At 69.6% G+C, this 14,643-nt stretch carries 14 protein-coding genes; 7 read left to right on the top strand and 7 right to left on the bottom strand.

The window, feature by feature from the left end; all coding sequences use genetic code 11:
• Positions 1-36: 36 nt before the first annotated feature.
• From ACIGJO_RS17710 to ACIGJO_RS17695, 4 genes are all read left to right on the top strand, one after another.
• Positions 37-1,827: a CocE/NonD family hydrolase gene (locus ACIGJO_RS17710; protein ID WP_399958861.1), complete on the top strand. Its 1,791-nt coding sequence runs from the start codon at positions 37-39 to the stop codon at positions 1,825-1,827.
• 138 nt (positions 1,828-1,965) lie between these two features.
• The gene (locus tag ACIGJO_RS17705) at positions 1,966-2,205 is read left to right on the top strand and encodes a LapA family protein (RefSeq protein WP_399958859.1); all 240 of its coding nucleotides are present in this window, start codon (positions 1,966-1,968) and stop codon (positions 2,203-2,205) included.
• Between the two features lie 220 nt (positions 2,206-2,425).
• The gene (locus tag ACIGJO_RS17700) at positions 2,426-2,980 is read left to right on the top strand and encodes a GNAT family N-acetyltransferase (protein ID WP_399958857.1); all 555 of its coding nucleotides are present in this window, start codon (positions 2,426-2,428) and stop codon (positions 2,978-2,980) included.
• 123 nt (positions 2,981-3,103) lie between these two features.
• Positions 3,104-3,778 (top strand): methyltransferase domain-containing protein, encoded by a 675-nt coding sequence (locus ACIGJO_RS17695; RefSeq protein ID WP_399958855.1) that lies wholly within the window; start codon positions 3,104-3,106, stop codon positions 3,776-3,778.
• Positions 3,779-3,909: 131 nt separating this feature from the next.
• On the opposite strand, the gene ACIGJO_RS17690 is transcribed toward ACIGJO_RS17695, so the two are convergent.
• The gene (locus ACIGJO_RS17690; protein WP_399958853.1) at positions 3,910-4,236 is read right to left on the bottom strand and encodes a thioredoxin family protein; all 327 of its coding nucleotides are present in this window, start codon (positions 4,234-4,236) and stop codon (positions 3,910-3,912) included.
• Positions 4,237-4,417: 181 nt separating this feature from the next.
• On the opposite strand from ACIGJO_RS17690, the gene ACIGJO_RS17685 reads away from it, so the two are divergent.
• From ACIGJO_RS17685 to ACIGJO_RS17675, 3 genes are all read left to right on the top strand, one after another.
• Positions 4,418-4,753, top strand: a complete 336-nt coding sequence (locus ACIGJO_RS17685) for a helix-turn-helix transcriptional regulator (RefSeq protein ID WP_266925521.1) — start codon at positions 4,418-4,420, stop codon at positions 4,751-4,753.
• A gap of 1 nt (position 4,754) precedes the next feature.
• Complete coding sequence (locus tag ACIGJO_RS17680; protein WP_399958851.1) at positions 4,755-5,471, top strand: cation transporter; 717 nt, start codon at positions 4,755-4,757, stop codon at positions 5,469-5,471.
• A 154-nt stretch (positions 5,472-5,625) separates the two neighbouring features.
• Positions 5,626-6,189 (top strand): universal stress protein, encoded by a 564-nt coding sequence (locus ACIGJO_RS17675; protein ID WP_266925524.1) that lies wholly within the window; start codon positions 5,626-5,628, stop codon positions 6,187-6,189.
• Here ACIGJO_RS17675 and ACIGJO_RS17670 read toward each other — a convergent pair.
• The 6 genes from ACIGJO_RS17670 to kdpF form a co-directional block, all read right to left on the bottom strand.
• Positions 6,184-8,727 carry an ATP-binding protein gene (locus tag ACIGJO_RS17670; RefSeq protein ID WP_399958849.1) on the bottom strand — a complete coding sequence of 848 codons (2,544 nt, stop codon included), beginning with the start codon at positions 8,725-8,727 and terminating at the stop codon, positions 6,184-6,186. The genes ACIGJO_RS17675 and ACIGJO_RS17670 overlap by 6 nt on opposite strands.
• Before the next feature lie 72 nt (positions 8,728-8,799).
• Positions 8,800-9,486 (bottom strand): response regulator, encoded by a 687-nt coding sequence (locus ACIGJO_RS17665; protein ID WP_266925527.1) that lies wholly within the window; start codon positions 9,484-9,486, stop codon positions 8,800-8,802.
• Between the two features lie 113 nt (positions 9,487-9,599).
• Complete coding sequence (locus tag ACIGJO_RS17660) at positions 9,600-10,265, bottom strand: potassium-transporting ATPase subunit C (RefSeq protein ID WP_399958846.1); 666 nt, start codon at positions 10,263-10,265, stop codon at positions 9,600-9,602.
• A gap of 6 nt (positions 10,266-10,271) precedes the next feature.
• Complete coding sequence (kdpB, locus tag ACIGJO_RS17655; protein ID WP_399959005.1) at positions 10,272-12,380, bottom strand: potassium-transporting ATPase subunit KdpB; 2,109 nt, start codon at positions 12,378-12,380, stop codon at positions 10,272-10,274.
• A gap of 26 nt (positions 12,381-12,406) precedes the next feature.
• Positions 12,407-14,071, bottom strand: coding sequence for a potassium-transporting ATPase subunit KdpA (kdpA, locus tag ACIGJO_RS17650; RefSeq protein WP_266924706.1), 1,665 nt, complete (start codon positions 14,069-14,071; stop codon positions 12,407-12,409).
• Between the two features lie 7 nt (positions 14,072-14,078).
• Entirely contained in the window at positions 14,079-14,168 is a 90-nt protein-coding gene (gene kdpF / locus ACIGJO_RS17645) for a K(+)-transporting ATPase subunit F (RefSeq protein WP_037777601.1), read from the bottom strand.
• Between the last annotated feature and the right edge of the window lie 475 nt (positions 14,169-14,643).

Raw genomic sequence — 14,643 nt, 5'->3', positions numbered from 1 at the left:
GGCCCAATACGTACCGGTCGGTAAGGTGTCCTCGGTGTGGAGGTCTACGTGTCAGGTGCTGTCTCCGGATTCCGCAAGCCGCTCGTCGCCGTCGCGGGAGCGGCCCTCGCCGCACCGCTCGCCCTCGCCGGGCCCGCACACGCCGACGCCGTCCCGTACACCGTCACCCCGCTGAAGTTCACCGTCCAGGCGGGCGGCCGCTCCTGCACCGTCGACGCGGACCTCTACCGGCCCGCCGGGGTCGACGCCGCCCACCCGGCCCCCGCCGTGCTCGCCACCAACGGCTTCGGCGGCAGCAAGTCCGACGGCTCGACGGACGTGATCGGCAAGGCGTTCGCCGGGCGCGGCTATGTGAGCCTCGTCTACTCGGGCCTCGGCTTCGGCAGGTCCGGCTGCCTGATCACCCTGGACGACCCCGCTGTGGACGGCCGCGCGGCGAGCGGGCTCATCGACTTCCTCGCCGGAACCCGTGCGGCGGACGACGGCACCGAGGCGGACTACATCACCCGGGACGGCACGGGCGACCCGCGCGTCGGCATGATCGGCGGATCGTACGGGGGTGCCATCCAGCTGGCCACGGCCTCCGCCGACCGCCGAGTGGACGCGCTCGTCCCGCTGATCACCTGGAACGACCTCGGCTACGCCCTCGCGCCGAACAACACCGGGGCGCCCGCCGGGGTCTCCTCCGACACCCCCGGTGTCTTCAAGTGGCAGTGGACCAACGGGTTCTATCTGATGGGTGAGGGGCAGACCGTCCTCAACCCGAGCCTCGATCCCTCCCGGTTCGGCAGTCTCGACTGTCTGCACTTCGCCGCCCGCGCCTGCGAGACCATCCGGCTGCTCAACTCCGGCCGCTACCCCGCCGACAGGGCCGCCGCGATGCTCGCCTACGCGCGCAGCGTCTCACCCGTCTCCTACCTGAGCCGGGTCGAGGCGCCCACCCTGCTGGTCCAGGGCCAGGCCGACAGCCTCTTCAACCTGAACGAGGCCACGGCCACGTACAGGACGCTCAAGGCGCGGGGCACCACCGCGAAGATGATCTGGCAGGCCTGGGGCCACAGCGGCGGCCAGGTTCCCGGCGAACTCGACCTGGGCCAGGGGAACCTGGAGACGAGCTACGTGGGACAGCGCGTCCTCGCCTGGTTCGACCGCTACCTCCAGAAGAAGGCGGACACCGACACCGGCCCCGACTTCGCCTACTACCGCGACTGGCAGAGCGGTTACGGCACCGCGGCCGGTGTGCCGTCGCTGTCGCGGAAGATGTATCTCTCCGGCGACGGCAAACTCGTGGACAACTCGTCCAAGGTGATCCGCGGCAGTCGCCAGTACACCAACTGGCCGGTGCCGACCAGCCATTCGGAGAACTCGCTCGCCGGTATCATCGGCCTGCCCGACCCGGAGCCGTACGACACCAAGGGCACCTACCTCGGCTGGACCAGCGCCCCCCTGACCGCGCCCCTCGATGTCGTCGGTGCCCCGAAGGCCACCCTGAAGGTCGTCTCGCCGAAGACGGAACGCGTCCAGAACAGCGGTGACGCGGCCGACAGGCTCGTGCTGTTCGCCAAGGTGTACGACGTGGCCCCCGACGGCAGCAGGGAGCTGGTCAACCGGCTGGTCTCGCCGGTCCGGGTGCCGGACGTCACGCTGCCCTTCACCGTGGAGCTCCCGGGCATCGTCCACCGGTACGAGGCGGGGCACCGGCTCGAATTCGTGATCGCGGCGAGCGACACCGCGTACTTCGGCAACCGCGGCATCAAGCCCGTCACCGTCGTCAGCGCGCCCGAGGACACGGGAGTGCTGGAACTCCCGGTGGTCCCCGCCGGCTGACCGGCTCCGCGTCACCCGAACGGACGCGCAGCGACCGCCCCCGGAGCGAGGATGGAGACATCCTTGGATCCGGGGGCGGCTGTCGTAGGGCGGTGCGGCGCCGGGCCGGACACGAGGAGCCAGCGAAAGGGCCGGACCATGAGCCCCAGGGACGTATCGAGCGGCGGCAAGGGCGGTACGGGACTGGTCACGCCGGGGCGCGTCACGGTGGCGGTCGTGGCCGTGCTCGCGGTCGTCTTCATCTGTGTGAACACCGAGGACGTCACCATCCGGCTGATCGTCCCCGAGGTCTCGATGCCGCTCTGGCTCGCGCTGCTCGGCGTGTTCGTGGCCGGGCTGGTCTGCGGCGGCTATGCGATCCGTAGGCGGGACAAGTGACCGCCCGCGGGGCATGTGACCGCACACGGTGCACGGGAGGCGTGACGGTGCACGGGACAACGGCAGGCGGGGCAGCGGCATGAGGCGCAACGGCATGAGGCGCGGCGGCATGCCGCGTGGCGGCACACGGGCGGGCGGCGCGGGACCCGGCGGTGCACCGGGCGGCGGTGACCGGCGCCGGCGTGTGGACCGGCCGGGCACCCCGTCGTACGCTGGCCGGATGCCCGAGACGACCGACCTCCGCCCGGCCGCCGCGTACCTGGCCCGGGGGCCGAGAACGGCGTTGCGGCGCTTCACGGCGGCGGACGCCGAGGAGTTCACGGCCCGCGCCCGGGAGAGCCGAGCGCACCACCACCCGTGGCTGTTCCCGCCGGAGCACCCCGGCACGTACGCCGTCTACACCGGCCATCTCGCCGACGACCCGTCCAGGGAGGGCTTCCTCGTCTGCGAACCCGCGGCGGGCGGCGCCATCGCCGGGTTCATCAACATCAACAACATCGTGCTCGGCGGATTCTGCTGCGGCGCCCTGGGATACGGCGCCTTCGCCCACGCGGCCGGCCGCGGACTGATGTCCGAGGCGCTCGGCCTCGTCCTCGCCCACGCCTTCGGGCCGCTCGGACTGCACCGCCTGGAAGCCAACATCCAGCCAGGCAACGCGCCTTCGATCGCACTGGTCCGGCGGGCCGGGTTCCGGCTGGAGGGGCTCTCACCGGACTTCCTCTTCGTCGACGGGGCCTGGCGCGACCACGAGCGGTGGGCGATCACGGCCCGGTGAGGTGCCGGCCGACGGGGGCGAAGTGCTGTTCGGCCGGGTGTCGATCGGCATGTTCCATATGCCCAGAATTCACTGTTCGCTAGTGCGCTCTGTGGACGTCACGGACTGTTCGGGAAACCCCGGATGGGCGTGGAGCTGCTGCGCTACGATGCCGATGTGGACAGCACCTATGAATCTCACGTGAGCACCACCGCCCAGGCCTACGACACCATTGCTGCTGAATATGTCACCCTTGTCGGGGACGGTCTCGCTTCGCTTCCGCTGGATCGATCCATTGTCTCGGCATTTGCGGATCTCGTCCTTCGGGACGGCACCGGCCCGGTGGGCGACCTGGGGTGCGGACCCGGCTATGTTTCGTCCTACCTGCACGGACTCGGCCTCAAGGTGTTCGGCGTCGATGCTTCTCCCGAGCTGGTCGGGCATGCGCGCAGGATTTATCCGGACCTGCAGTTCTCCGTCGGTTCGATGACCACACTGGACAATGCTGACGAAACTCTCGGTGGAATTGTCGCGTGGTATTCGATCATCCATGCCCCGCCGGTGGAAATCCCCAAGTATTTTGCGGAATTCCATCGGGTATTGGCGCCCGGGGGACACCTTCTTCTTGCATTCTTCGAATCGGAGGAGGGGCCCCTGGTGCCGTTCGACCACAAGGTCACCACCGCGTACCGGTGGCCGGTCGGCCACCTCGCGGAAGTGGCGGCGGCCGCCGGATTCCAGGAGGTGGGCCGCATGCTGAGGCAGCCGCTGGAGAGCGAGCGATTCCGGCGGGGGCACCTGATCCTGCGGAAGGTGTGAGGGCTGTCCCACAGGTCCTGACGGGCGCGGCCCCCGGGAATCCGCGTTCAGTGCTTCCGGGTGATGGCCGGCCCGTCGGTGACCGGGAGCGGGACGGCGGTCATCCGCCGGCCTCCGTCGCCGTGCGGCGGTCACCGGGGCGCGGCAGCCTCCTGGCCGGTGCCGCCGTCGAGGGCCGCGCGGAGTGCCGCCACGCCCGGGGCTCCCGCCACGGCGCCGTCCCCCTCCCGGTACAGGCGGCAGGACACGCTGGGCACCGCTCCGGCCGGCGCGAACGGGTCCACGCCGTCCAGCAGGACCGTCGGCGAGCCGTTCATCCCGCGTTCGGCGGCCTGCGCCTCGTCGTGGACCTCGACCAGCTCCACCTCCGCCTTCCGGCCCGCCAGCGCGGCGGTGACCCGCGACAGGGCCAGCGGGGCGTTCGGGCACCCCGGAACCGTCAGTACCGTGATCCGCATGCTGCTCGTCCTCCCGGCTCATCCAGTCCTCGCTCTGCAACGCCGGACCTTCCGGGGCGCTGGAAGGCCGGGCCGTACGCCGGAGGCTGACGAAGCCCGGCGCGGGGGTGGCCACCGGCGCCGACCGCCGCATCAATAGTCCATGGTTTCATGAATTCAGGTTTGCGTGTACTTTCGTGGAGTGCTCACCGCTGCCCCCGACATCGAGGTGCTGGCCCGCTTCGGCCGCGCGCTCGCCGACCCGATTCGCTGCCGACTGCTGCTCGCGCTGCGCGAGGCCCCGGCCCACCCCTCGGACCTTGCCGACGCCCTGGGCATCTCCCGCACCCGGCTGTCGAACCACCTGGCCTGCCTGCGCGACTGCGGCCTGGTCGTCGCCGTGCCCGAAGGGCGGCGCACCCGCTACGAACTGGCCGACGAACGCCTCGGCCAGGCCCTGGACGACCTGCGCCACGTCGTGATCGCCGTGGAGACCGGCAGGACCTGCCCGGACGCGGAGACGAAGGGCTGCTGCTGAGGTGACCGCGATATCCCTGGAGCCGTCGCCGGCCCGCCGCGATGCCCTCGCCCGCCGGATACGGCTGCTGGTCGCGGCGACCCTCACCTACAACGTCATCGAGGCGATCGTCGCGATCACCGCCGGGACGCTCGCCTCCTCCACGGCGCTGGTCGGCTTCGGCCTGGACTCGGTCATCGAGGTCTCCTCCGCCGCAGCTGTCGCCTGGCAGTTCTCCGCCCGTGACCACACGGTGCGCGAAGCGCGGGAGCAGACCACGCTGCGGATCATCGCCGTCTCCTTCTTCGCGCTCGCCGTGTACGTGGGGGCGGACGCGGTGCGTGCCCTGACCGGTACCGCGGAGGCCGACCGTTCGATCCCCGGAATCGTCATCGCCGCCCTGTCCCTGGCGATCATGCCGTTCCTGTCCGCCGCCCAGCGCCGGGCGGGCCGCGAACTGGGCTCCGCCAGCGCGGTCGCCGACTCCAAGCAGACCCTCCTGTGCACCTATCTCTCCGCGGTGCTGCTGGTCGGCCTGGTCCTCAACGCCACCCTCGGCTGGTCCTGGGCCGATCCCGTCGCCGCCCTGGTCATCGCCGTCGTCGCCGTGAAGGAAGGCCGCGACGCCTGGCGGGGCAAGGGCTGCTGCGCACCCCCCGCTCGCCCCACTGACACGGCGGTGGCCGACAGCGGGGCGGACGCGCGCGGCTGCCGACCCGGCTGCGCCTGCTGCGCCTGACCGGCGGGGGCGGGCCGGGCCGGCGTCGATGGTGTCCGTCAGGAGCCCGTATCAGTCTCCGGCTCCTCCGTCAGGGACGCGGCAACAAGCCGTGAACGGCGGGCACATCGGCGCTTCGATGGGGGGACAGGAACCGACTCGGGAGTGATGGCCCATGGACGAAACCGTCTGCCGTCGTGTGGTGGTCGGGGTGAGCCGCTCGCAGGGAAGCCTCGCCCCGCTGCACCGGGCCGCGGCCGAAGCCCGGCGGATCGAGGGCGAGTTGTGGGCCGTGCTCGCCTGGGAGCCGCCCGGCGGGGAACTCGGTCACCGCAGCCTGCCCTGTCCGCCGCAGCCGGCCGAGTGCCGCAGTTCGGCGGGAGAGCGGCTGTGCACGGCGCTCGATGCCGCTTTCGGCAGCGGTGGCCCCGATGTCCCGCTGCGGCGCCTGGTCGTGCGTGGTTCGCCGGGACGGGTACTGGTGGAGACCGGCGGCCGGGAGGACGACCTCCTGGTCGTCGGCACAGGATCGCGCCGATGGGTGCACCGCGTGCTCAGCCCGTCCGTGGCACGTTACTGCCTCGCACACGCGTCGTGTCCGGTGCTGGCCGTTCCGCCCTCGCCGCTGGAGAAGGAGCTCGGGGTGGTGCGACGCAGCATCGTCTGGCGGCTGCCGCTGGATACCCGGGAGCTGACCGGCCCGGTGCGTCCGAGGCCAGGCAAGGGGGATGTGTCATGACGTCACGGTCGCCGGGAGATCGGGTCTGACCGGGGGACCACCCCCCGCGGCGCACAGGGTGAACACCATGGTGAAACCCCCTCCCGGGGTGTCCTCGGCGGCGAGCGTTCCCCCCATCGCCTCCACGAAACCGCGGGCCACCGCGAGGCCGAGGCCGACTCCGGCGCCGCGCGGTGTGTCGCCGTAGCGCTGGAAGGGGGCGAAGATCCGCTCCTTGTCCTCGTCCGGTACGCCCGGCCCGCGGTCGATGACCCGGACTTCGACGCGGTCGGCCATGGCACTGACGGCCACCAGTACCGCTTCGCCCCGTGGGCCGTACTTCACCGCGTTCTCGACGACGTTGGCGACGGCGCGCTCCAGCAGCCCCGGGTCCACGGCCACCAGGGGCAGCTCCTCGGGGATGTCCAGCCGGACGCTCTCCTCCGGAACGCCGCCGAGCGCCATGGGAACGACCTCGTCGAGGTCCGTCGCACGGATCAGCGGCCGAACCGTCCCGGTGTCCAGCCGGGACATGTCCAGAAGGTTGCCGATCAGATGGTCGAGGCGGTCGGCGCCCTCCTCGATTCCGGCCAGCAGCTCGCTGCGGTCCTCGTCGGACCACTCCACGTCGGCGGAGCGCAGGGATGTGGCGGACACCTTGATGGTCGCCAGCGGAGTCCGCAGATCGTGGCTGACCGCGGCCAGGAGGGCCGTGCGGATTCTGTCGCCCTCCGCGTGCTCACGTGCTTGCTCGGCCTCGCCCCGCAGGCGTTGGCGGTCGAGTACGACGGCGGCCTGGGCGGCGAACGCGGCGAGCACCCGGCGGTCCTCGGCCGGCAGGACCCGCCCCGAGAGGGCCAGCGCCATGTGACTGCCGACGGGCATGTCCACGTCCGCGTCCTCGGGGCGGGCGACGGGCGCCGGCCCGACGCTCCCCGTACAGCTCCACGGCTGCACCTCGCTCTGCCGCTCCAGCAGGGCGACGGATTCCATGGCGAAGGTCTCGCGGACCCGGTCCAGGAGGGCGTCCAGGGTGGTCTCTCCGCGCAGGACGCTGCCCGCGAGGAAGGAGAGGATCTCCGATTCGGCGCGCAGCCGGGCCGCCTGGTGGGTACGGCGGGCCGCCAGATCCACCACCGAGGCAACCGAGACCGCCACACTCACGAAGATGGCGATGGCGAGGATGTTCCTCGGATCGGCGATGGTCAGCCGGTGCAACGGTGGGGTGAAGTAGTAGTTCAGAAGGAGGGACCCGAGGGCGGCGGAGCCGAGCGCCGGAAGCAGCCCGCCCACCAGCGCGGCGGCCACCGTCAGCGCCAGGAACAGCAGCATGTCGTTGGCGAGCCCGAGATCCGCGTCGATGTGGGTGAGCAGCGCGACCAGCAGGGCCGGGCCGGCCAGACCGACCACCCAGCCCCAGACGCTCCGCGCCGTACTCAGGCGGGCATGCCGGGGCACGGGCAGCCTCCGCCCGCGGGCGACCTCCTCGTGCGTGACGATATGGACGTCCAGGTCGGGTCCGGAGTCCCTGGCGACCGTGGCGCCGACACCCGGCCCGAAGACGTACTGCCAGGCCCTGCGGCGGCTGGAGCCGAGAATGATCTGGCTCGCGTTCACCCCGCGTGCGAACTCCAGCAGGGACTGCGGCACATCGTCGCCGATGACGTGGTGGAACGTACCGCCCACGTTCTCGACCAGCGTGCGCTGGACGGCCAGGTCCCGGGGAGAGGCGGAGGACAGTCCGTCGCTCCTGGTGATGTACACCGCGAGCACCTCGCCGCCCGCCCCCTTCTCGGCCAGCCGTGCGGCCCGGCGGATCAGCGTCGCCCCTTCGGGGCCGCCCGTCAGCCCGACGACGATGCGTTCGCGGGCCTGCCAGGTGGTGCGGATGTTGTGTTCGCCGCGGTACTGCTGGAGGTATTCGTCGACCCGGTCGGCGACCCAGAGCAGGGCCAGCTCGCGCAGGGCGGTGAGGTTGCCGGGGCGGAAGTAGTTGGACAGGGCCGCGTCGAGCTTGTCCGGTTTGTAGATGTTGCCGTGGGCCATCCGCCGCCGGAGGGCCTGTGGCGACATGTCGACAAGCTCGATCTGGTCGGCCCGGCGGACGACCTCGTCCGGCACGGTCTCCCGCTGCCGTACACCCGTGATCGACTCGACCACATCGCCCAGCGACTCCAGGTGTTGGATGTTCACCGTCGATATCACGTCGATCCCGGCCCGCAGCAGTTCCTCCACGTCCTGCCACCGCTTCGCGTTGCGCGAACCGGGAACGTTCGTGTGGGCCAGCTCGTCCACCAGGGCGACCGCCGGGGCCCGCTCCAGCACGGCGTCGACGTCCATCTCGGTGAAGACCGCCGAGCGGTACTCGATCTCGCTGCGCCGGACCTGCTCCAGACCGTGCAGCATCACCTCCGTGCGCGGCCGGTCGTGGTGCTCCACGAACGCCACCACGCAGTCGGTGCCCCGCTCGACCCGTCGATGTGCCTCGGACAGCATCGAGTACGTCTTGCCTACCCCCGGCGCCGCGCCGAGGTAGATCCGGAGCTTCCCGCGTCCCATGGTTCCGACAGGTTCCGTTCTCTGAAGTCGACTGGATGGGCAGGAGAGTCTCCAGGGATGTGTTCCGGCTTCTCACTGCACGAAGCGGTATCCCATGCCCGGGGCGGTGATGAAGTGACGCGGGTGCGCGGGGTCGGGTTCGAGTTTCCGCCTCAACTGGGCCATGTAGACGCGGAGGTAGTTGCTGTGCGTCCGATAGGTGGGCCCCCACACCTCGTCCAGCAGCTGTCGCTGGCTGACGAGCCGGCCGTTGTTGCGGATCAGGATCTCCAGCAACTGCCATTCGGTCGGCGTCAGCCGGACGGTGTGCCCGTCGCGTCTGGCCTCCTTCGTGACCAGGTCGAGGACGAACCCCTCGGTGACGACGGTCCTCTCGCCGCCCGCAGGGGAGGCGGAGCCCGTACGCCGCCGGGTCGCGACCCGCAACCGGGCGAGGAGTTCGTCCATGCTGAACGGTTTGGTGATGTAGTCGTCGGCACCCGCGTCGAGTGCTCTGACCTTCTCGTCGGAAGCGCTCCGCGCGGAGACCACCAGGATCGGCGCCCGGGACCACCGCCGCAGCGCACGCATCACCTCGATGCCGTCCATGTCCGGGAGCCCGAGGTCCAGCAGCACGGCGTCAGGGGGGTGCGCCGCGGCCAGCCGGAGTGCCGTGTTCCCGTTGGGCGCGGCGTCCACTTCGTATTGGCGGGCGTGCAGATTGATCGCGATCGCACGGACGAGCTGCGGCTCGTCCTCCACCACCAGTACCCGAGTCACGGCGTGCCGCCTTTCTGTCGTGCGCGAGCCGTGGTCACCGGGAACGAGGGCGGGAGCCGGGAATCCGCCGACTGCGCTCACCGTCTCGGCTCCCGCCCGTTCCGGTAAGCCGATCACTGCTCGACGAGCTTCTTGAGTGCGATGTTGAGTTGGAGGACGTTGACGCGGGGTTCGCCCATGAATCCGAGGACGCGGCCGTCGGTGTGTTCCTTGACGAGTTTCTGGACCTGGCTGACGTCGAGGTGGTTGTTCTGGGCGACGCGGCGGGTCTGGAGTTCGGCGTAGGCGGGTGAGATGTCGGGGTCGAGGCCGGAGCCGGAGGAGGTGACGGCGTCGGCCGGCACGTCGTCGGGGTCGATCGTGTGTCCGGGGACGGAGTTGTCCTTGACGACGGCGGCCTTGGCGGCGGTGACCCAGTCGATGAGTTCCTTGTTGTCGCCGGAGCGGTTGGTGGCGCCGGAGAGGATCAGTTCGTACTGGGTGTTGACGCTGTTGGTGCCCAGGCCGTTGGAGGGGCGGGGCTGGAACCAGTCGAGGTCGGGTGCGGGGGTCTCCTGTCCGTCCTTGAGGGGGAGGTCGTAGCGCTGGCCGATGAGGGAGGAGCCGACGACCTTGCCGTCCGCGGTGATCTCGGAGCCGTTGGCCTTGCCGGGGAGGAGGGCCTGGGCGGCGCCGGTGACGGCGAGGGGGTAGAGGACGCCGCAGACCAGGGTGAGGACGAGGAGGGCGCGCAGTGCGGCCCCGAGGAGCCGGGTCGTGTTTCCTGCGGAGTTGTTCATGGCGGTTCAGCCGATTCCGGGGATGAGGGAGAGGAGCAGGTCGATGATCTTGATGCCGATGAACGGGGCGATCAGTCCGCCGAGTCCGTAGATCCCGAGGTTGCGGCGGAGCATGCTGTCGGCGCTGGAGGGCCGGTAGCTGACGCCCTTCAGGGCGAGCGGGACCAGCGCGATGATGATCAGGGCGTTGAAGATCACGGCGGACAGGATCGCGGACCTCGGGGAGGAGAGGTCCATGATGTTGAGCTTGTCCAGGCCCGGGTGGACGACGGCGAACATGGCCGGGATGATCGCGAAGTACTTCGCGACGTCGTTGGCGATGGAGAACGTGGTGAGCGCGCCGCGGGTGATCAGGAGCTGTTTCCCGATCTCGACGATCTCGATGAGTTTGGTGGGGTTGGAGTCGAGGTCCACCATGTTCCCGGCCTCCTTCGCGGCCGAGGTCCCGGTGTTCATCGCGACGCCGACGTCGGCCTGGGCGAGGGCGGGGGCGTCGTTCGTCCCGTCGCCGGTCATCGCGACGAGTTTCCCGCCGGCCTGTTCCCGCTTGATGAGGGCCATCTTGTCCTCGGGGGTGGCCTCGGCGAGGAAGTCGTCGACCCCCGCCTCCTGGGCGATCGCCTTCGCGGTCAGCGGGTTGTCACCCGTGATCATGACCGTCCTGATGCCCATCCGCCGCAGCTCGTCGAACCGCTCCCTCATCCCCTCCTTGACGACGTCCTTCAGGTGGATGACACCCAGGACCCGGGCACCCCGGTCGTCGTGGACGGCCACCAGAAGTGGTGTCCCGCCTGCTTCGGAGATGGTGTCGGCCAGCCGGCCGGCGTCCTCGGAGACCGTGCCGCCCTGGTCACGGACCCAGGCGAGCACCGATCCCGATGCCCCTTTACGGGTCCTGCGCGCGGTGCCGTCCTCGGTGAGGTCGACCCCGGACATCCGGGTCTGGGCGGTGAACACCACCCATTCGGCGTGGGCGAGTTCGCCCTGGTGGCGTTCGCGGAGCCCGTACTTCTCCTTGGCGAGGACGACGACGGAGCGGCCCTCGGGGGTTTCGTCGGCCAGCGAGGAGAGCTGGGCGGCGTCGGCGAGTTCGGCCTCCGTGACCCCCTTGACCGGGACGAACTCGGCGGCCTGCCGGTTGCCCAGGGTGATCGTGCCGGTCTTGTCGAGGAGGAGGGTCGACACATCGCCGGCCGCCTCGACCGCCCGCCCGGACATCGCGAGGACATTGCGCTGGACCAGACGGTCCATGCCCGCGATCCCGATCGCGGAGAGCAGCGCACCGATCGTGGTCGGGATGAGGCAGACCAGCAGCGCGGCCAGCACGATCATCGACTGCTCGCTGCCCGCGTAGATCGCGAACGGCTGGAGTGTCACCACGGCCAGCAGGAACACGATGGTGAGCGAGGCCAGCAGGATGTTGAGAGCGATCTCGTTGGGCGTCTTCTGCCGGGCCGCGCCCTCGACCAGGGCGATCATCCGGTCGATGAACGTCTCACCGGGTTTGGTGGTGATCTTCACGACGATCCGGTCGGAGAGGACCTTCGTGCCGCCGGTCACCGCGCTGCGGTCGCCGCCGGACTCCCGGATGACGGGGGCCGACTCGCCCGTGATCGCGGACTCGTCGACACTCGCGACACCCTCGACGACGTCCCCGTCACCGGGAATGATGTCACCGGCCTCGCACACCACCAGATCACCGATACGCAGCTCGGTCCCCGGGACCCGCTCCTCGTTCTTACCGATGACCCGCCGGGCGACCGTGTCGGTCTTCGCCCTGCGCAGCGTGTCGGCCTGCGCCTTCCCACGCCCCTCCGCGACCGCCTCGGCCAGATTCGCGAAGACGGTGGTGAGCCACAGCCACACGGTGATCGCCCAGCCGAACCAGTCCGTCGGGTCCAGCACCGCGAGCACGGTCGTCAGCACCGAGCCGATCAGCACCACGAACATCACCGGGGACTTCACCATCACCCGGGGATCCAGCTTCCGCACCGCGTCGGGGAACGACCTGAGCAACTGCCCCGGGTCGAACAGACCCCCGCCGACACGCCCTTCGGACCGGTGCCCGGTGGGTGCGTCCTGGTGCGGTGCCCTGGAGGGAGTAACGGTGGACATCGCGTCCTCTTGGTTCAGACGAGTGTTCATGACGCCAGCCCCTCGGCGAGCGGACCCAGCGCCAGGGCCGGGAAGTAGGTCAGTCCGGTGATGATCAGGATCGTGCCGACCAGCAGACCGCTGAACATCGGCTTCTGCGTCCCGAGCGTCCCCACGGTCGCCGGGACGGGTTTCTGCTCGGCCAGCGACCCGGCCAGCGCCAGGACGAACACCATCGGCAGGAACCGGCCCAGCAGCATCGCGATCCCGATCGTGCTGTTGAACCACTGCGTGTCCGCGTTCAGCCCGGCGAACGCCGAACCGTTGTTGTTCGCACCCGAGGTATAGGCGTACAGGATCTCCGAGAAACCGTGCGCCCCCGAGTTCGTCATCGAATTGCCCGGTGTCGGCAGAGCCATCGCCACCGCCGTGAAGCACAGCACCAGCGCCGGAGTGATCAGGATGTAACAGGCCGCCAGCTTGATCTGACGCGTGCCGATCTTCTTGCCCAGGTACTCCGGCGTACGGCCGACCATCAGACCCGCGATGAACACCGCGATGACCGCCATGATCAGCATGCCGTAGAGCCCGGAACCCACACCACCGGGCGCGATCTCACCCAGCTGCATGCCCAGCATCGTGATCCCGCCGCCGAACCCCGTGTACGAGGAATGGAACGAGTTCACCGCACCCGTCGACGTCAGCGTCGTCGCGACCGCGAAGAGCGAGGAGCCGCCGATACCGAACCGGTTCTCCTTGCCCTCCATCGCCCCGCCGGCGATATCGAACGCCGGCCCGTTGTGGGCGAACTCCGTCCACATCATCAGGCCGCTGAAACCCAGCCAGATGACACCCATCGCGGCAAGGATCGCGTACCCCTGCTTCACACTCCCGACCATCCTGCCGAACGTCCGCGTCAACGCGAACGGGATCACCAGGATCAGGAAGATCTCGAAAAGATTGGACACCGGGCTGGGGTTCTCGAACGGGTGCGCCGAGTTCGCGTTGAAGTAACCGCCCCCGTTCGTCCCCAGCTCCTTGATGACCTCCTGCGAAGCCACCGCCCCGCCGTTCCACTCCTGCGACCCGCCCATGAACTGACCGACCTCGTGAATGCCGGAGAAGTTCTGGATCGCACCGCAGGCGACCAGCACCAGAGCACCCACCACCGCGATCGGGACCAGGATGCGCACGACACCCCGCACCAGATCGGACCAGAAATTGCCCAGCTCACCCGTCCGGGCACGGGCGAAGCCCCGCACGAGCGCCACCGCGACGGCCATACCGACCGCCGCCGACACGAAGTTCTGCACCGCCAGACCACCGGTCTGCACGACGTGGCCCATGGCCTGCTCGCCGTAGTACGACTGCCAGTTGGTATTCGCGACGAACGACGCCGCCGTATTGAACGCCTGATCCGGATCGATCGACGAGAAACCCAGCGAACCGGGCAACACCCCCTGCACCCGCTGCAACAGATACAGGAAGAGAACACTCACAGCCGAGAACGCCAGAACTCCGCGCAGATACGCGGGCCAACGCATTTCGGTAGTGGGATCGGCACCGATCGCCTTGTATACCCACTTCTCCACCCGCAGATGCTTCGGAGAGGAATACACACGGGCCATGTGGTCACCGAGCGGACGGTACGCCAGACCCAGCGCCACGACGAGCGCGAGCAACTGGAGCACACCAGCAAGGACGGGGCTCATTTCGGGCTCAGAACCTCTCCGGGTAAAGAAGGGCGAGGACGAGATAGCCCAGCAGGGCAACGGCCACGACCAGACCGACAACATTCTCGGCAGTCACAGCTTCGCCACCCCCCGCGCGACCAGAGCCACCAACGCGAACACCGCGATCATGGTGACGACGAAGGCCACATCGGCCATCGTGAGCTCCTAGATGAGATTCGGACACTCGGACAACTTGAGTAAAGACCCGAAACGAGCGTTTGTGCTCTCTGTTGGCAGGTCCCTTACGGTCGTTGGCGCGTCTTTGACGGGACCCTTACGCCGCCGCACCCGTCTGCGGAAAAACGCTGCTCCTGGGCTGTCCGGGTTGTCAGAGGGGTGTCAATACTCGTGGCCGCATCCGGGCGGGTGCCCGACGGTCGCCTAGATTTCGTACGCCGCTCAAGGTGGCGAACGCCGACGACATCGCCGGGGGCCGGGATCCTTCCCTCCCCGCCCCCGGCGTCGTCGGCGGTGGAACGCGGCGGCGTACCCCGCTCTGCGTTCGCGCACGTCCCTGCCGGTATCGGAAACCGGCATACCGGCAGGGACCA

Source organism: Streptomyces sp. NPDC079020 (assembly GCF_044542225.1).
In the GTDB taxonomy this organism is placed as follows: Bacteria; Actinomycetota; Actinomycetes; order Streptomycetales; family Streptomycetaceae; genus Streptomyces.
Note: the sequence above shows the minus strand (reverse complement) of the source record. Positions and strands in the feature narration are given on the sequence as shown.